General features: G+C 70.1%; 17 protein-coding genes and 2 pseudogenes. 7 read left to right on the forward strand and 12 right to left on the reverse strand.

The window, feature by feature from the left end:
* Positions 1–90: 90 nt before the first annotated feature.
* Positions 91–531, reverse strand: coding sequence for a hypothetical protein (locus AB0I52_RS30010; RefSeq protein WP_363077914.1), 441 nt, complete (start codon positions 529–531; stop codon positions 91–93).
* Positions 524–1,255, reverse strand: a complete 732-nt coding sequence (locus AB0I52_RS30015; RefSeq protein WP_363077916.1) for a DUF2249 domain-containing protein — start codon at positions 1,253–1,255, stop codon at positions 524–526. The genes AB0I52_RS30010 and AB0I52_RS30015 overlap by 8 nt, the downstream gene beginning before the upstream one ends.
* A gap of 116 nt (positions 1,256–1,371) precedes the next feature.
* Here AB0I52_RS30015 and AB0I52_RS30020 point away from each other — a divergent pair, with 116 nt between their 5' ends.
* Both AB0I52_RS30020 and AB0I52_RS30025 read left to right on the forward strand, forming a co-directional pair.
* Positions 1,372–2,073: a helix-turn-helix domain-containing protein gene (locus tag AB0I52_RS30020; protein ID WP_363077918.1), complete on the forward strand. Its 702-nt coding sequence runs from the start codon at positions 1,372–1,374 to the stop codon at positions 2,071–2,073.
* The gene (locus AB0I52_RS30025) at positions 2,070–2,498 is read left to right on the forward strand and encodes a hypothetical protein (protein ID WP_363077920.1); all 429 of its coding nucleotides are present in this window, start codon (positions 2,070–2,072) and stop codon (positions 2,496–2,498) included. Before AB0I52_RS30020 ends, AB0I52_RS30025 begins: the two co-directional genes overlap by 4 nt.
* Before the next feature lie 96 nt (positions 2,499–2,594).
* On the opposite strand, the gene AB0I52_RS30030 is transcribed toward AB0I52_RS30025, so the two are convergent.
* From AB0I52_RS30030 to AB0I52_RS30045, 4 genes and pseudogenes are all read right to left on the reverse strand, one after another.
* The gene (locus AB0I52_RS30030; protein ID WP_363077981.1) at positions 2,595–3,740 is read right to left on the reverse strand and encodes a PP2C family protein-serine/threonine phosphatase; all 1,146 of its coding nucleotides are present in this window, start codon (positions 3,738–3,740) and stop codon (positions 2,595–2,597) included.
* 984 nt (positions 3,741–4,724) lie between these two features.
* Positions 4,725–4,933: pseudogene (locus AB0I52_RS30035) on the reverse strand (S8 family serine peptidase); the annotation flags it as partial.
* Positions 4,934–5,372: 439 nt separating this feature from the next.
* Positions 5,373–5,885: an SRPBCC family protein gene (locus AB0I52_RS30040; RefSeq protein ID WP_363077922.1), complete on the reverse strand. Its 513-nt coding sequence runs from the start codon at positions 5,883–5,885 to the stop codon at positions 5,373–5,375.
* A gap of 55 nt (positions 5,886–5,940) precedes the next feature.
* Positions 5,941–6,915, reverse strand: a complete 975-nt coding sequence (locus AB0I52_RS30045) for a hypothetical protein (RefSeq protein ID WP_363077924.1) — start codon at positions 6,913–6,915, stop codon at positions 5,941–5,943.
* A gap of 175 nt (positions 6,916–7,090) precedes the next feature.
* Between AB0I52_RS30045 and AB0I52_RS30050 the strand changes: the two genes are divergently transcribed.
* Complete coding sequence (locus AB0I52_RS30050) at positions 7,091–8,023, forward strand: helix-turn-helix transcriptional regulator (RefSeq protein WP_363077926.1); 933 nt, start codon at positions 7,091–7,093, stop codon at positions 8,021–8,023.
* On the opposite strand, the pseudogene AB0I52_RS30055 reads toward AB0I52_RS30050, so the two are convergent.
* Together AB0I52_RS30055 and AB0I52_RS30060 are read right to left on the reverse strand one after the other, a co-directional pair.
* Positions 7,989–8,570, reverse strand: a pseudogene (locus tag AB0I52_RS30055) (hypothetical protein); the annotation flags it as partial. The gene AB0I52_RS30050 and the pseudogene AB0I52_RS30055 overlap by 35 nt on opposite strands.
* An 85-nt stretch (positions 8,571–8,655) precedes the next feature.
* Positions 8,656–9,621, reverse strand: coding sequence for a nitroreductase/quinone reductase family protein (locus tag AB0I52_RS30060; RefSeq protein WP_363077928.1), 966 nt, complete (start codon positions 9,619–9,621; stop codon positions 8,656–8,658).
* Positions 9,622–10,051: 430 nt separating this feature from the next.
* Between AB0I52_RS30060 and AB0I52_RS30065 the strand changes: the two genes are divergently transcribed.
* Positions 10,052–11,056, forward strand: a complete 1,005-nt coding sequence (locus AB0I52_RS30065; protein WP_363077930.1) for a hypothetical protein — start codon at positions 10,052–10,054, stop codon at positions 11,054–11,056.
* A 100-nt stretch (positions 11,057–11,156) separates the two neighbouring features.
* On the opposite strand, the gene AB0I52_RS30070 is transcribed toward AB0I52_RS30065, so the two are convergent.
* Positions 11,157–11,669, reverse strand: a complete 513-nt coding sequence (locus tag AB0I52_RS30070) for an ATP-binding protein (protein ID WP_363077932.1) — start codon at positions 11,667–11,669, stop codon at positions 11,157–11,159.
* Between the two features lie 308 nt (positions 11,670–11,977).
* On the opposite strand from AB0I52_RS30070, the gene AB0I52_RS30075 reads away from it, so the two are divergent.
* Both AB0I52_RS30075 and AB0I52_RS30080 read left to right on the forward strand, forming a co-directional pair.
* The gene (locus tag AB0I52_RS30075; RefSeq protein WP_363077935.1) at positions 11,978–12,829 is read left to right on the forward strand and encodes a helix-turn-helix transcriptional regulator; all 852 of its coding nucleotides are present in this window, start codon (positions 11,978–11,980) and stop codon (positions 12,827–12,829) included.
* Between the two features lie 11 nt (positions 12,830–12,840).
* Positions 12,841–13,032, forward strand: a complete 192-nt coding sequence (locus AB0I52_RS30080) for a hypothetical protein (RefSeq protein ID WP_363077937.1) — start codon at positions 12,841–12,843, stop codon at positions 13,030–13,032.
* Between the two features lie 72 nt (positions 13,033–13,104).
* On the opposite strand, the gene AB0I52_RS30085 is transcribed toward AB0I52_RS30080, so the two are convergent.
* Positions 13,105–14,574: an MFS transporter gene (locus AB0I52_RS30085; RefSeq protein ID WP_363077939.1), complete on the reverse strand. Its 1,470-nt coding sequence runs from the start codon at positions 14,572–14,574 to the stop codon at positions 13,105–13,107.
* A gap of 141 nt (positions 14,575–14,715) precedes the next feature.
* Here AB0I52_RS30085 and AB0I52_RS30090 point away from each other — a divergent pair, with 141 nt between their 5' ends.
* Positions 14,716–15,669: a LysR family transcriptional regulator gene (locus AB0I52_RS30090; protein WP_363077941.1), complete on the forward strand. Its 954-nt coding sequence runs from the start codon at positions 14,716–14,718 to the stop codon at positions 15,667–15,669.
* Positions 15,670–15,920: 251 nt separating this feature from the next.
* On the opposite strand, the gene AB0I52_RS30095 is transcribed toward AB0I52_RS30090, so the two are convergent.
* Positions 15,921–16,571: an OmpA family protein gene (locus AB0I52_RS30095; protein ID WP_363077943.1), complete on the reverse strand. Its 651-nt coding sequence runs from the start codon at positions 16,569–16,571 to the stop codon at positions 15,921–15,923.
* An 8-nt stretch (positions 16,572–16,579) separates the two neighbouring features.
* Positions 16,580–17,179: a hypothetical protein gene (locus AB0I52_RS30100; RefSeq protein WP_363077945.1), complete on the reverse strand. Its 600-nt coding sequence runs from the start codon at positions 17,177–17,179 to the stop codon at positions 16,580–16,582.
* Positions 17,180–17,203: the final 24 nt, after the last annotated feature.

Here is a 17,203-nt window from a genome sequence, read left to right on the forward strand (position 1 = left end):
TGTCGCAATCCACACCGAACCCGGAAGGCCCTCACTCGTTCAAGATCCCCAAGCCGTGGGATCCGTCACCAACCTCCATGGACAGAACACCTAGGGCGTGTTTCGGCGCGAGCGGATGGTCATGCCGGGGCGCCGGCGGTGGACCGTGAGGTAGGACAGACCGTCCGCGCCTGCCGTGATGCGGCGCGTCGAACCGTGCGGCAGCCAGAACAGCCCACTCGCGGCGAGCTGTTCGACACTCTCGGTCCCCTCCAGGGTGCCGTGACCGGCGACGACCAGCAGAAGTACGTCGAGATCGGGCTCGGTGTGCGTCTCGACCCGCTGACCGGGCGGCAGGTGAACGACGTTGGCGTCGAGCTGGCGCCCCGGCTCCGCGAGCCTCCAGCGCGCACCCGCAGATGACGGGCCGTCACCGGATAGCCCCGCGACGGCGGCGACGTCGCACAGCAGGCTCGGTGCCGGGCCGGGCGGGCTCCCCGCACCGGCTGCGCCGCCCGCCGGTCCCGGACGGCCAGGGTGTACGTCACGCATCCGCCGTCACCCTTCCGATCCGGACCCGCCAGACGTCGGGACCGGACTCGACGTAGTCCCAGGTGTGCGTGCCGGGGTGGGCGGCCTCGAACTCGCGGCGCAACGGCTTGGGGTCGTGGTTGTTGACCAGGGTGAAGGCCTCCCCCGGGCCGAGCCGGCCGAAGCGGGCGAAGATCCGCGGGTGCCTGCGTCCGTGCGGGATCTCACGGACGTCGATGACCGCGGGGGTGTCCAGCCGGCCGCCGTCCAGCAGGGTGCTCATGTCCGCGACGAGGGCCGGCAGGTCCGCGCCGGGCAGCGTGGCGAGCGCGGGCAGCAGAACCGTCTCCTCGACCTCCAGATGGACCGCCAGTACGGCCTCGACCGCCCGCGCGAGCGGCACGGCGGCCGCGGCGTCGCCGGTGGCGGCGACTGTGTCGATACGGGCGTCGAGCGCGGCGAGGCCGCCGCGCAGGGCCCGTACGAGCAGGCGCGTGTCACCGGCGCCGGAGGCGGCGGCGTACAGCGTCCCGTCGGCGGCGGCCAGGTGGCGGCGCAGCTCGCCGGTGCAGAAGCCGGTCAGTTCCGCGTGTACGGAGTCCCCGTACCCCGCGGCCGGTTCGGGCCCGGTGAACGCGGCGAGTCCGGCGAGCAGTTCCCGGTGTCCGCGGTGGATCGCGGTCCGGGCACGGACAGCGGGGTCGGTCTCGGTGGCCTCGATGTGGATGTCGTCTGACGGTGCCATGACTGAGTGCTCCTGTCGCCTTCCGGAACTCGGATCACGATTATTACATGTACAATTTGGAAAAATTATTCCTCCGGCAGCGCGTCGCCGCCCCGGAGCCGGAAAGGGTGACCGACATGACCCGTGACGACACGGCTGCGCCGCAGACACCGCGGCGCCGGGCAGTCCTCGACGCGCTGCGCGCCTCCGACAGCCCGCTGGGCGTCACCGAGGTGGCCGGACAGCTCGGCGTCCACCCCAACACGGTGCGTTTCCACCTGGACGCCCTCGTGACGGAGGGTGCCGTCGAGTGCAGTCGGCAGGAGTCCTCCGGGCGGGGGCGTCCCCGCACGGTCTACGCCCCCCGGCCCGGAATGGACCGCGGCGGGATCCGGGGCTACCACCTGCTCGCCCGGATGCTCGTCAGTGAGCTGGCCGCGTCCGGCGCGGACGCCGGGGTGAAGGCCACCCGGACCGGCCGCGCCTGGGGAAAGCATCTGATCGACCGGGTGCCCCCGTTTCGCCGGCCGGCCCACGGCGAGTCCGTCGCCCGGCTGACCGCGATGCTCACCGACCTCGGTTTCGCTCCCGAAGCATCGGGGGACGACGAGGCGGCGCCCGACCTGATCCGGCTGCACCACTGCCCCTTCCTCGAACTCGCGGAGGAGTACGGGCCGATCGTCTGCCCGCTCCATCTCGGGCTGATGCAGGGTGCGTTGACGGAGCTGGACGCCCCCGTCCGGGCCACCCGGCTCGAACCGTTCGCCGAACCCGACGTCTGCCTGGCCCACCTCGCCCCGGCCGGCGCCGCACCCGAGGAAGCAGCATCGCCACGATGAACGCGGAAGCAGCAGCCACGGCAGGGGCCGTGACCTTCGTGTGGCTCGGGATGGTGCTGGCGATCTCGTTCATCGAGGCGCCACTGAAGTTCCGGGCGCCAGGGGTGACCATCCCCATCGGGCTCGGCATCGGCCGGCTCGTCTTCCGTGCACTCAACCTCGCCGAAGCCGCCCTGGCGCTGGTGCTGATCGCCGCGGTGGCCGTCGGCACACCCACGGTGGCCGTCGTCGTCCTCACCGCGGTCGCCGTGTGCGTACTGGCCGCCCAGCTCGCGGTCGTCCGCCCCCGGCTGAACCGGCACTCCGACCGCGTCCTGGCCGGCGAGGACCTTCCGCGCTCGACGACGCATCTGTACTACATCGCGCTGGAGGCCGCCAAGGTCCTCGCCCTGGTCTCCCTCGGCGCCGCGCTCCTGACCGTCTGACAGTCGGGGCGGCTCACTGGGAGTCGAGGGTATGCGTGCAGATCGGGAGCGTGGGGGCAGCGCGTCAACCGACGGCGCGCCGACGGTAGCCGGTCCTTACGGTGCCGGACGCGGGGCACGGCGTACCGCGAGAACCGCCAGGTCATCCTGCTGCACTCCGGCGGTGAAGTTCCGCACGTCGTCGACGAGTGAACCGATCAGCCGGCCGGCGGTGATGTCGACGCGGCCGCCGAAACGCGCCTCCAGCGGATAGAAGGCGCCGTCGCGCGAACGGGCCTCGGTCAGGCCGTCGGTGCACAGCAGCAGTGTGGCCCCGGCGGGGAAGGCGAACCATGCCACCGTGCGTGGTTCATCGACCAGATCGGCCAGGCCCAGCGGTACGTGTTCCTCCCCTGCGCCGACGGCGGTGACGACGCCCTCGTGCAGCAGGTAGGGCGGGATGTGGCCGCAGCCGACGAACTGGGTGTCGGTACCCGCGTCCACCCCCAGGACGAGGGCGGTGACGAACCGTTCGGGCTCACCGCGCTGTCCGGCGTAGTCGTTGTGCCGGACGACCGCCGCTTCCAGCGCGTCGACGAGCGCGGTCACCGTCGGCTCCCGGTGGGCGGCTTCCCTGAACGCCCCCACCACGTCTATGGCCATCCCGATGGCGGCCAGCCCCTTCCCCTGGACATCACCGATGAGGACCCGGGTCCCCCACGCGGTGGCCGCCACGTCGTAGATGTCGCCCCCGACCAGCTTGTCCTCCTGCAGGGGCTCGTACACGCCGTCCACCAGGACATCGTCGGTGAGCAGCGGCAACGGCCGCAGGATCTGCCTCTGCATCGCCGCGGCGGTGGACCGCAGCCGCACCATGGCGCCCTCACGCGTGACGCGCACCCGGGTGCCGTAGACGGCCAGCGCGCCGAAGCCGACGGCGAACAGCGTCAGGATCACCCGGTCGAGGATCCGCTCCCCGGGCTGGAAGACCACCGGCGCGACGACGACGAGGCTCACCCAGGCGGAGACCAGCGCCGTCTGGCGCGGGCTGCACAGGGCGGCGGCGAACGCCGGCAGGAACACCAGCAGCCCGAGAAGGAGCACCGCGGTCCCGGTCAGCAGACCGAGGACGACCACAACGGCCGTCGCCGCCATGGTCGCCAGGAAGACATCGCGGGTGGCAGGTGTCCGGATGGCGGTGGTGTCGTCGTGGTCGGTCGGACCTGGTGCCGAGGACATCGCTGCACGCAGCGGACGGAACATGCGGGCATCCTCCAGCGGCGATGTGGTCGCGCATGCACGTGCCGCCCACGGCAGCGGACCCGGGGCATCGATCGTCCATTCCCGCCGGGGGTCCGTAGGGAGGCTGGCCGCCACCCCGCTGAAGTGCGCCCGCACGAGTGGCGCCCGGACTGCTCCTGCGGCCGCACGCGGAGGGCGTGGCGGTCCGCTGTCGTGGGGACCGCCCGGCCGGGGGTGCGGTGCGGATCCCGCCCGTCGTAGGCGCGGGATGGTCTGCGTGACCGCGTCGTGGTGGGAGTCGGTGAGAGCGACCTTCAGCATGACCTGCTGACCGGTGGCGCCGGTGTGGTCGACGACGGCCGTCCACTTGCCGCCCTGCTGCTCGGTCGGCGCCTGGGTCCAGGTGGCACCGCCGTCGTAGGAGTAGGCCGGCGAGGCCGCGGTGATCGCGCCCGGGGTGTACGCGGCGTGGCCCTCGGCCGAGAGGCCGATCTTGATGCCGCCGCGCGCGGGCAGCGTGTTCATACCGTCCGCCGGCAGGTCGTACGCCGGGGAGAGGAACGGCAGGCCGCGGGAGTGGACGTCCGGCTCCAGGCGGGAGCGGAAGCTCCAGGTGGTGGTGACCGAGGTGGAGCGCAGCCAGGACTTGTCCGAGGTGGGGATCTTGTCCAGGTTCTGGGTGAGCTCGTACGCGGAGTCCTCGGCCGGGATCCTGAACACGCCGTACGGGTACGCGGTGGTGGCGATCTGCTCACCGTTGCGCTTCGGCGCGAGGTTGCCGAGGTCGCCGAACGACCCGCCGTAGGACCAGTGGTCACCGGAGCCGTCGACCCACAGGGCGTTCTGGAAGCCGACTGACCGGATCCAGCGATGAGGCGCCGGCCGCGGGCTTGCCGTCGCGGTCGATGACCTTGACGCGAAGGGCACCTTCTGGTGGACCGCCGCGTACACGTCGAGGACGCCGGCGCCGGTCCGGTCGGCGCCGGCGACCTTGCCGCCGGTGCGGGCGGAGGAGACCAGCGCGGCCTTGACCTGCTGCGCGCGGTCCAGTCCGGGTGGGCCCGGCGGACGACTGCTGCCGCGCCCGCGACGTGCGGGGTGGCCATGGAGGTGCCCGACATCGACTGGTAGGCGTAGCCGCCACGCCCGCCCGCCGCGGCCGCCGAGATGTCGACGCCGGGTGCGGCAGTCTCGGGCTTGAGGGTGTGGGTGACGGCCACCCCGGACTCCGTCATGTCCAGCGGCACCACGGCGCGCTCGCGGTCCGAGGTGCCGGTGTCCTCGCGCGGCACGGCGGTGGGCTCGCCGACCAGGAAGACGAGCAGCTCCCGCTGCGCCCCGCGCTGGAGCCGAAGGAACCGGTGGGCGATCTGCTCCACACCCACGACCACCTCCACGACACCGCCGGCCGTGCGCGCGGCGGTGGTGCGGTACTGCTCGGTCAGCTTGGAGAACGCGGTCTCGGCCAGGTGCAGGGCGTTGCGGTGCCGCGCGCGGGGCCGGTCCGACGTCATTCCGCGCATTGGAAACGAGCGATCAGCTCCAAGTACCGCGCTGTCGGCCGCAACACCCACCACCGGACCCACAGGACCGCCGCCCACATCAAGCTCAACCCATTGGCAAGCCCACCAGACGGCTATCCGAACGGCATTGTCACCAGGCCGCGCCGTCACCGCCCTCCTCGGCGACCCAGCGCCCCAGGGCGACCAGTGTGGCCTCCGCGCTGTCCGCCATGTGCGCGAGCAGCGCGTCCAGCTCTGAGCGGGTGGTGCCCAGCACCGGATCCAGGCCCAGCAGCTGCCAGGACTGCTCCGCGACGGTGCCGGTTCCGAGCGGGCGGAAGGTCCAGCACCATCGGACGAGCCCCTCCACGACGAAGGCGAACGTCTCGCCGGGCTCGGCGCTCAGCACCTGTGAGCGGCTGGTCCACTCGCGGTCGCCACGCCGGTTGCGTCCGCTGAACCAGGCCCCGGCCCGCGGGCCGGCTCCGGCGTCGTAACTCACCTCGCTCGCGCTCGGACTCCAGGTGCCGATCATCGATACCTCGCTCACCAGGTCGTAGACCCGTGAGGGGGTGGCCGCGATCCAGGCCTTTCTGGTGAAGCGGAAGTCCTCCGGGTCGAGGTGCTGGAGTGCGGTGCGGTCCGGGGTGGTGGTGATGCTCATGGAATCTCCCTGGGCAGGGGCGCGGCAGACGCCGGCCACCAGTAGTGACGTTCCGTCAGCGACGGTGGTGGATACGAGCGGTGAGCAGGTTGGGGTCCTGCCCGGTGAGGTAGGCGGCCGAGGTCACGTACACGGTGTTGCCTCGCACGGCGACGGCCGTGGGGTTCTGCAGGCCGTCCTGGGGACCGAGCACGATGGTGTGGGTACCGTCGGGCTCGATCAGGGCCACCTCTTCGGTCTGGTCGAGGGCGGCGAGGATCCGGTCGCTGTGGCCGATGAAGGCGAAGTCGTCGATTCCGGCGAGCTGTTCGGCCCTGATCCGGGCGGGGCCCGCCGTGCCGTTCCTCTTCACCGGGTAACGGACCACGGTGCCCTTGTCGAGGTTGGACACCCAGACGGCACCGTTGTGCACCTTCAGGCCGTTGGCGCCGAGGAAGACGGTCGGGGCGAGCTCGGGGCCGTCCGCCCAGACCGTCGCGGTGCCGCCGCCGGCCGGTACGCGCCAGATGACGCCGCGGACCGAGTCGGTGATGTAGAGCCGGCCGGAGTCCAGCGCCAGTCCGTTGGGCAGGCCGTCGGCCGGCAGCGCGGCGATCCGCTCCGGGGTGCCGCCGGGCCTGAGCCGCCAGACGCCGGTGAGGTCGGCGGTACCCGTGGCGTACAGGAAGTACAGCGTGCCGTGCGCGTCCCTGACCAGGCCGGTGACCAGGGGGAAGCCGAGCGCCGGGGTGTGCACGCCGTCGTCGGCCGGCGCGGGCAGGGTCGCCAGCACCCGTACCTTGCCGTTGCGGGTGACCTGGGCGATCTGCCGTGCGGCGGAGAAGGACAGATCGACGCTGCCGTCGGGTTCCAGGACGATGTTCTCCGGCATCTGCTTGCCGTCCAGGTCGAAGTGCTGGGTGATGCGGGCGTGTGACAACGGCGCCGTGGCAGCCGTTGCCGAACCGGGCAGGCCGACAGCGAGGGAGGCGGCGAGGGAGGCGGTCGCGATGGCGGCGACCAGTACGTTCCGTGCGGACTTCGCTGACATGTTGCTTCCTTGCGTAGTGGACGGTGGTGGGGTGCGAGGCGGCCCTGTCGCTCGGCGACGGCGGTTCGCTCGTGGCCCCAACTCTGTGTCCGGCCGGCGTGGGCAACCAGCCCCGGTTCTGCCTATCCCTGGCAGGGGCAGGCTGCGGGCGGCCCCGCACTGGATACTCGGGGCCATGGACGCACACGGACAGCTCGGGGCCTTTCTCCAGGCGCGACGGGCCCAGTTGCAGCCCCAGGACGTCGGGCTGCCGACCTACGGGGACCGCCGGCGGGTTCCGGGGCTCCGGCGTGAGGAGCTGGCCCTGCTGGCGGGCGTCAGCGCCTCGTACTACACGCGTCTGGAGCAGGGCGCCTCCTGCCACGCCTCCGCCGAGGTGCTGGACGCGATCTCCCGGGCCCTGTGCCTGGAGGAGACGGAGCGGCTGCACCTGCACGACCTGGCCACCGCCTGCCGGCACCGGGTCACGGCCCGCCGTCCCCCGGCCGAGCGGCCGGGCCCGGCCGTGCGCGAACTGGTGCGGTCGCTGGAGGAGGTGCCCGTCGTGGTGACCGGGCGGCGCAGCGACGTACTGGCCTGGAACACGGCGGGGCACGCGCTGCTGGCCGGGCATGTGGACCCGACGGGCCCGGAGCGCCCGGCGGACCGGCCGAACATGGCGCAGCTGGTCTTCCTGGACGCCCACATCCGGGAGCTCTACGTCGACTGGACGGCGAAGGCCAGAGCCGTGGTCGGCAATCTGCGCCTGGTCGCGGGGAGGCACCCGCAGGACGCCCGGCTGACGCAGCTCATCGGTGAACTGACGACCCGTAGCCCGGAGTTCGCGCGCATGTGGGCGGACCACCGGGTACGGGCGTGCGACACCGCCGAGTACGAGCTACGGCACCCGCTCGTCGGCTCCCTGACGGTCACGCAGCAGACGCTGACCGTGCCGTCCGAACCCGAGCAGTCCCTGGTCATGGTGACCGCCGCCCCCGGCTCGGCCTCCCAGGCCGCGCTGAAACTCCTCGTCCAGGCCACCCGCGACCGGGGCGGGGATGTGGACAGGGGGCGGCGCGCCGCCACGACGGACTTCAGCGCTCCCGGTACTGATCGGCGACGGCCGTGAACGCCGCCTTCGGCTCCCACGGCAGCCCGGGGAAGGTGACCCCGAGGCGGTCCTCGTACACCTTGACGATGCCGTAGCCGGCCCGGTCCAGGTCCTCCCGGGGGTCGCCGTCGGGGCGGTGCACATGGTCGTACAGGGCGAAGGTGAACACGAAGGCGCTGTCGACGCCTCCGGCCTCGAAGACCTCCAGCAGCTCACGCAGGTACGCGGCCTGGCCGGCCTCGTCGCGGGCGTATTCACCGTTCAGCCGGACAGGGGCGGCGTCCTCGCCGTACTCGACGATCTCCAGCCCCTCCGCGCCCCGGTCCCCCGCGCCCCGGTAGCCGGCCGAACCGAACTCCGTGATCGCGGCCGGCTTCCCCTGCGCCACGAGGTCACGGACTCCGTCGGCGAACCGGTCGGCGGTTTCGGCGGACCTGTAGAGGTCCAGGGACACGATGTCGAAGGGCGCCCAGTCGACACGTTCGAACGGCACGGCGGCGTAGGTGACCTTCCCGCCGAAGCGCTCGCGGACGAGCGCCACGGCCTGGCCGAGGAAGTCGTTGACGTGTGCGCTCACCGCGCCCAGGTGCTCGCGCGCGAAGTAACGGGACCCCGGCCACGCCGGACTGAGCCGCACCCCACCATCCCGGTCACCGACTGGGGTTCACCGGCGGAACCGGCGGAACAGGCGGAACCGGCGGAACAGGCGGAACCGGCGGAACCGGCGGCCAGGGAACGTCGGCCAGGAGGGGGACGATCGTCTCCTCCTCGTAGTCGAGATGCGCGTTCAGCTCGGCCGACATCCGCGCCAACTCGCCCCGGAAGCGCACTGGTTCCGCGATCCCGATACCGGCGAGCAGCTCCACGAGCGCCGCCTGAATCCGTGCGACGGTGCGGTGCTCGTCCGCAAGCCGGGCGAAGGTGTCACCCAGGTGCGGGTGGTAGCGGGCGATCCCGGGGAACAGGTGCCCGTCCTCGCTGGTGTGGTGGAACTCCAGGGCCTGGCAGAACGCCAGGCAACGCTGCCGGATCTGCAACCCGAGGCTGGGCGCCGGCGGCTCACCGGGCCCCCGACGGTCCGCGCGCTCGGCGAAGTGGGCCTCCACCTCGGCCGCCACCTCACGCAGTTGGCCGCGCAGCCAGGTGTGAACCTCCATGACCTTGTCAGCCAGGGTGCGGACCTCTCCGGGTCCCTGCCACCCATCGGGATCGGCGCGCTCCAGCACGACGACGGGCAGGACCCGGGTGGTCCGGGCCTGGTAGTCGCCGTACCCGGGGGCAATCCGCACGGCGTGCGCGAACAGTTCGTCGCGCCTGTCCCCCTCGGCCGGAACCGCGAGGGCCTGGAAGGTGCGGGTCCCGATCTCCACCCGCACCACCGGGTGGGCGAGCAGGTTGTGGTACCAGCCGGGGTGGCTCGGGGCGCCGAGGCTGGATCCGACGAGCAGGATCAGCCCGCCGTGGCGGACGTACCCGAGGGGCGTGGTCCGCTGGGCCCCCGACCTCGCGCCGGTGGTGGTCAGCAGGAGGAGATCGGCGCCCGCGAAGGGGCCACCGACCTTCCCGTCGTTGGCGCGGAACTCCTCGATGATCGTTTCATTGAAAGACGTGGGCATACGGATGCGTATCTCCGGGAGCTTCAGTGATTCCGCAGTGACTGCGGGTCATGGCGTGTGGTGAGGTGCCCAGGACGAAGCGACCGCACGGCCTCGCGCCGGACACGGCGGCACGGGGGGCGAGGGGGTGCGGTTGCGTTACGTCAGGTACAGGGCGCGGAGTATGAACTCATGACGGACCCTTGAGTGAAGGGTGCTCACCCGATCACCGGCCGGCCCACTGCTCTTTGACCGGCGTCACGCGACACCGCGTCCATTACACGCACCCGCCGACCGCCTGTCAACGCGATTCCATTCAGCGCTGCATTGACCACGATGACCGTGGCCGGGGAAGGCGGACGGAGCACCGCAGAAGCACGCGGGCCGCACCATCACCCAGGGTTATCCACAAGCGCGTACGCCTCCGCGCCATCCGAGGAATCGTGGCTCCATGACCACGGCAGATATCACCACACCGCCCCGGAGGACGCGGGCGCGACAGCGAGCAGCCGACGTACGGGAGTTGGCGGAACTCGCACCGGATGGGGTCCTCTTCACCGCCAGGGCCGTCGCAGCGGGCTGGACACGGCGGCAGCTCTCCCACCGACTCCGGTACGAGCAATGGCAGCCCATCCAGCGAGGCGCCTGGGCCGCCCCGGGGCTCAGGATCGACTGGTTCATCCGGGCCTGGGTCTTGCAGACCCTCCAGCCGAACCTCGTGTGCAGCCACCGCACCGCGGCGGCTCTTCACCGCCTGGAGCTTCTGCGCGACAGCCCGGTCCGCGCCGCCGAGACCGAGTTCACCGACCCGCGCCCCGGCCCGTACCGCGGGCGTCCCGGAACCCGTATCCACCGGCTCCCCCTCTCCCCCGCCGACCGAGCCGTTCGACGAGGGCTCCACGTCACGTCCCCGGTCCGCACGGTCGGTGACCTGATGCGGCACCTCCCCCGTGACGAGGCGGTCGTCCTCGCGGACTCCGCCCTCTCCGCACGCCGGGTCGGGGGAACCCGCCGCCCCGCACTCATCCGGCTCCGGGCGCTCCACGCCGAACTCGCGAGCCCCCGGAACGGCGCGGCTCACGCCCGGGGCCTCCTCCCCCTCCTCGACCCCCGCTCAGGCTCCCCCGCCGAAACGGTCGCCCGCCTCCTGATCCACGACGCCGGACTCCGCCCCGAGACACAGGCGACCCTCCGCACACCGGATCACCGCTGCCTCCGCCCGGACTTCTTCTTCCGGGCCGAGGGCCTCGTCGTAGAGGTCGAGGGCTACGCCTTTCACGGCACCCGTGAGGCGCACGCCGAGGACGTCCGCCGATTCAACGATCTCCAGGGCTGCCCGGAGGTCCGCCGGATCCTCCGCTTCACGGCAACGGAGATCTACCGCCACCCGGAGAGGGTCGTCGCCCAGATCGCCGCGTCGCTCCAGTCCCTCCGCGTGAGCCGGAGTTGGGAGTGATACGGACATTCGCCGTACGCCCGAGGCCGTCCGGTACGGCCCCCGCGCGCCTATACCTCTCCCGATTGGCCTTCCCCGTTTTGCTCGACGACGACGCAGGTCAACGAGGCAGGGAGACCCAGGATTTGGTCCCCTGCTGCGACTGCGACGCCTCGCACACACCCCACTCGCCTCCCCAGTCGTCCACGACAGCGGCCAGCAGCCAGAGCGCCCGCCGCCGCCGCTCTTCGCAGAGTGCGGCGAGGTCCGGTTCGACGTGGTGCGGGTGCTGGTCCCAGACGAGGAGGCGAACGGCGTCGTCGCGGTGCCGCAGGGATACGTAGAGCTCCCTGCCGGGGCTCATCCTGGCGGTCACCGCGATGAGTTCGGACGCGGCATGTGTGGTCGGCCAGGCGAACCGGACGAGCCCGTGCGCTTCCAGCGCGGCGGCGATCGCGGTGCGCCCGATGTACGCGCTGCGGATCTCGCCGGGGAGCGTGAAGCTCAACGTGAGCCCGCGCTCCCGCCCGCTCGCGGTGCGTCCTTTCGGGCGCAGGTAGGGGTGCGGGCGTGGCGGCGTCCACGTCTCGGCGACGGCGGCCGGGCAGAGTGCGGTGAGCGGAGATGAGTGCATGGCTGACTCCCCTGATTCGGGTGGCGAGTTGGCGGTGTCCCTCGTTCGCGTCGATGCGCACAAGTGGCTCGCGTCGAGTCCGATGAGCAGTGGCCTGTCTCCCTGGCGCGGCGCCCCCTCCCAGGGCAGGAGACAGCGGGCAGCACCGCGCGATGCACTTCCGGCTCATCGGAACGTGAGCTGTGCGTCACCGAATGTAGCTCAAGCGTGACACTAGTGTCGTGCAGTTGGAGGCAATTGCCTCTAACTGGCTGGACTCACATGCCGGTGCAACGGCAGACTGGAGCCACCCGCGAGAAGAGAGAGCCATGCCCAGCAGTTCCACGCCGACTGAACGACAGAGACGGCTCGGTGCCGAGCTGCGCAAGATGCGTCTGGCTGCCGAGGCCACCACGTCCTATGCGGCGGGGCTGTTGGGCATAGACCGAACCAAGATCTCCAACATGGAGTCCGGGGTCCGCCCGGTCGCACCGGCACGCGTGCGCACGCTTGCCTGCAACTTTGCTTGCGCGGATCGGCCGTACGTCGATGCCCTCGTAAAGATGGCCGAGCAGCGGAATCGCGGCTGGTGGGAGGAGTACCGGGGCAAGCTGCCATCAGGACTGCTGGACATCGCCGAACTCGAATGGCATGCCGTCCGCATCCGAACCGCGCAGACGGTCCATCTCCCCGGTCTGTTGCATACAGACGACTATGCCCGCGCGGTCTTCGGCGCCGTTTTGCCCGCGCTGTCACGGCTGGAAGTCGAGTTGCGGGTAGCCCATCGCATGGACCGGCAACAGATCCTCGACCGTGAACCGGCGGTCGACTACGTCGGATACGTGCACGAGGCCGCGCTGCGCATGCAGTTCGGCGGACGAGGCGTCACCCGGGAGCAGTTGCTCCACCTCTGCCACGCATCCGAGCGCGAGCACATCGATGTCCGAGTGATTCCGGTCGAGCGAGGAGCATTCCCAGGGGCGGGACACGCGCTGCTCTACGCCCATGGCGTCGTGCCCCAACTCGACACCGTGCAACTGGATTCCGCCCATCGGCCCGAGTTCATGCACGCGGAAGCCCAACTCACCAAGTACCGGGCGCATCTGGACTGGATGGAAGCTGAATCACTCTCCACCGCCGCCTCCCGGGATTTCATACACGCCATCTCACGACAACTCTAAGGACGGCCGGCATGAACGGGATCGACTGGGAAGCGCCCTTCTGCGGCGAGGGAAACAACTGCTTCAGGCTCGGGACAGACGCTGAAGGAAACGGCTACATCACCGTCCTCGGCTCCGAGGACCACTTCCTCACCGACACCCGCGAGGCGCTCCAGCAGCTCATCCTCGATATCAAGGCCGGCAAGGCCGACCACCTGCTGTGACACAGCACGCGGGCCTGGCACCGGTCACGGTGCCAGGCAGGGTCTCGCCGCTCGTGGCCGGAGAGCCCTGTCTCACGAACGCGTCGTTTCCCAGGGCGAGACAGGGGCGTCGATTCGCTCACCGGCAGCGTCCACCGCGTCGGACGGCGCTCGGCCCCGCCGAGAGCGCAGGCCGAAGGCGCTGATGACAGCCGCGACGACGGCTGCCGCGAACGGGACAAGCAGACCGGCCCGGTAGCCGTCCAGCAGGGCGGCAGGAGTCTCCCCGTGCGTGGCGGCCACGCTGACGGCGGTGACCGCGGCGAGTCCGAGGGCGGCGCCGAACTGGAAGGCGGTGTAGAGGAGGCCGCCCGCGAGCCCCTGCTCCTCCTCCGCGACCCCGTCCGTGGCAGCGATGGTGAGCGGGCCGTACGCCAGGGAGAACGCGAGACCGAGGATGAGCAGGCTCGGGAACATCGCCGCGTAACTCCAGTCCGCTCCCACCGGGAGGAACAGCCCGTAGGAGATCACCGCGAGCAGGAGGCCCCCGAAGATCACCCTGGCGTTGCCGAAGCGATTGACCAGCCGTGGAGTGAGAGTCGGTGAAAGGACCGCGTCGACGCCGATGACCAGCATCGCGAAGCTCGTCCGCAACGTTGACCAACCAAGCAACTCCTGGAGATACAGCACCACCAGGAACTGGAAACCGAAGAACCCGGCGGCGAACAGCATCGCCGCAAGGTTGGCCCGCACCAGGGAGCCGTTGCGGAAGATGCCCATGCGTACCAGGGGCTCGGCAGACCGCCGTTCGATGACGAGGAAGGCCGCGAGGAACACCAGTCCGGCCAGCAACGTGCCGGCGCTGGCGGTGATCCCCGCGTGGGCCGCACGCTCGACGCCGAGCACGATCAGCACCAGGGCAGCGGTGACGGTGAGCGCGCCGGCAGCGTCGACGCGCTCACCGGATCTGTCGGGGCGCGCCGACTTGGGGACGAACACGAGGGCCGCCACGAGGATGAGGAAGGAGAGCATGACCGGGGCGAAGAAGACCCACCGCCAGCCGACGGCAGTGAGCAGCCCGCCGGCGACCAGGCCGATCGTGAAGCCGCCTGCAGCGGTGCCCGAGTAGATGAGCAGTGCCTTGTTCCGCTCCGGCCCCTCGGCAAAGCCTGTGGTGATGATGGACAGACCTGCCGGAGTCATGAAGGCCGCGGCGACGCCTGTGATGAACCGCGCGGCAATCAGCGTCCACCCCTCGGTGGCAAAGCCGCCGAGCCCGGAGAACAGCAGGAAGACAGTGAGCCAGAATACGAACATCTGACGGCGTCCGAACAGATCGGCCGCCCGGCCGCCGAGGAACATGAAGCCGCCGTAGCCGAGTACGTAGGCGCTCATGACCCACTGCAGCTCACCGGTGGAAAGTCCGAGGTCGGCGCGGATCGACGGCAGCGCCACATTGAGCATGGCCACATCGATGCCTTCGAGGAAGATCGCGCCGCACAGCACGAGCAGGATGCCCCACTTGTGTGTGCTCAGGCCGCCCGAAGTTTTCAAGGCACTCATGCCGATGAACTCCTTCCGGAGTGGTGTGAGTTGGTGGTGCCTCAAGCCTTCGTCACAGCCCGGCCGGGAACAACGGCGGTGATCGCAACGTTCGGAAAGCCGGGCTTACCGATCCATGCCCACGCGCATCCCGGAGACGTCGTGGACCAGAACGAACTCGACTGCTTTCTCGCACTTGCCGAAGAACTGCACTTCGGCCGCACCGCCACCCGCCTGCATCTCTCCCGCGCCCGGGTGAGTCAACTCATTCAGAAGCTGGAACGCCGCGTCGGAGCACCTCTGTTCACGCGCACGAGCCGACGTGTGGCCCTCACCGGCCTCGGCAGCCGCCTCCGTGACGACCTCGAACCGCACTACCGTGGCATCGAGAACGCCCTGGCGCGTGCCGTCGCCTCGGCGCGCGGCATCGAAGGAGTCCTGCACGTCGGCTTCTCCACGTCCCTGGCCGGAGAGATGGTGATGAAGACGGCCGAGAAGCTGCGCACCACCCATCCCGAACTCGCCGTCGAGGTATGCGAGGTGCCGTTCTCCGACCCGTTCGGAATGCTACGAAGGGGAGATTTCGACCTCCAGCTGACGGACTTCCCCGTGCACGAGGACGACCTGACCCGGGGGGCCACACTCCTGGCCGAGGGCAGGGTGCTGGCTGTCCCGGCCGGGCATCCCCTGGCCGGACGGAACACGGTGACGCTTGAGGACCTGGCCCGCGTGCCGTTGCTGACGATCGCGGGCGACATCCCGGAGTACTGGCTGGAGCATCAACTGCCGACGCGCACACCCAGTGGCAGGCCGATCCAGCAGGGGCCGTCCGTCACCAACTTCCAGGAGGCACTGACGCTCGTGGCCGGCGGCAAGGGCGTCCTGCTGGCAGGAGCCCACATCGCCCTGTACCACGGCCGTCCCGGCATCGCCTACGTCCCGGTGGAGGAAGACAAGCCCCTCGGATACGGTCTGATGTGGCGGTCCGACGGCTGCAACCGGGCGATAGAACTCTTCGGTCGCACAGCACGCGAGATCGCACGGGACATGGCTCCGGCCGATTCCGGGGCACGCTCAGGCTCTCGGCGTGGATTGCGTCGAGCGCCAACGGCGTAGGCGGTCCGGACACTCCGATCGCGGACATGGCTTTCGAAAAGATCGTCCATGCACTGCTCCCCCTCTGGAGCAATGCAGCTCGGTACCGAGAGTTCACGTGAAGCATGGAGGCTCTGCTCACGTCGACCGTCACGGCACCCGCGTAACCTGCGGGTCTCACGGCGGCGGCACAAATGCCGCCGCCGTGCAGAGCTCGCTGAGATTAGGCAGCGAGCCCTGAGACCCCACAACAGGCCCCTATGCAGGTCCGGTCAGGAGGAGCTGCCGCGCGGGAAGGAGACCTCCACGCGGCGGTTCTTCTTCCGGCCCTCTTCCGTGGCGTTGCTGGCGATCGGGTACTGCTCGCCGTAGCCGCGGATCTCGAACGTGATGGACGAGCCCACCTGCTTCTCCAGCACCCCGTGCACGGCTTCGGCACGCTGCTTGGAGAGCACGTCACCGTGTGCCGATGAGCCGAGGTTGTCGGTGAAGCCGAAGACGCGCACCTTCGAGGCGTTCTGCTTCTTGATCTCGGCGGCGATGGCCGCGATGCGGGAGTTGGCGGCGGAGCTCAGCTTGGCGCTGTCCTTACCGAAGAGCACCTCGGACTGGAGCGCGAACTTGATGTCCGCGTTCGTGTCCTCGCGACGTTCGTCGCCGCCTTCGTCCTCGACGACCTGGATGATGTCGAGGACCTTGCCCGGCGCGAGGGTGCCGCCGTCCGGCATCTTGAGGTCCGGGTCGTTGCTGTCCAGCTTCACGGGCGGCTCGGACGAGGCCTCCGTGCCCGGAGGAACGCTCGGGCCGTCGTCCGCCAGGGCTGTTGTCGCACCGAACACCGTGGTTCCGGCCAGCAGTACTGCGACAGCTACGGCCCGACCTGCGAGACCGCTTCGCCTGTGCCGTGTGTGGATGCTGTTCATATTGGCCATCACTCAGAGATCTTCAGCGAGGCGGTGGCGAACGTCGGTAGCGTGAAATCGACTTCGGTGCTTGTCTCCGGCGGCGCCGGGAACTGCATGAAGACAGAGACGGACTTTCCAGGCTGAATTGCCGACAGTCCAGTGGTGCAGAGGCACCGTCCATCCGTGTCCCGGAGAATGTAGTAACGCTTCTTGCCGACCTTGTCGACAAGGGTCGCACCGGCTACGGAGTTGGGATTCTTCGCCAGGACGGCACTCTCAGTACCCGCCCACTGGCCGCCGCTGCGAATGCCGTCTCCGCCGTTCTTAATCACGCCACTGACGGTCACGAAGCCGCCACTGTCACGCTTGACTTCGTTGACGACGAGTGTCAGCCCATCACGCCCGTTGACCTGAGCCAGCTTGGCATTCTGGTCCACCTGATCCCCAGCAGCAGTGTCTTCTTTCGCCCCCTTGTCCCCATCCGAGGGCTTGGCGGACGACGATCCCGGATCCTTTGCGGTTCCGCCGTCGTCACCACCGCACCCGGTGACGACCAGGGCCAGAACAGCTGCCATAGAGGCAGCCGCCACTACCCTTCGGGATTTCGTGGTGCGCCGAATGCTCATGGGTTCAGATTCCTTTACTCGTCG

Source organism: Streptomyces sp. NPDC050423, assembly GCF_040655445.1.
Lineage (GTDB): Bacteria > Actinomycetota > Actinomycetes > Streptomycetales > Streptomycetaceae > Streptomyces.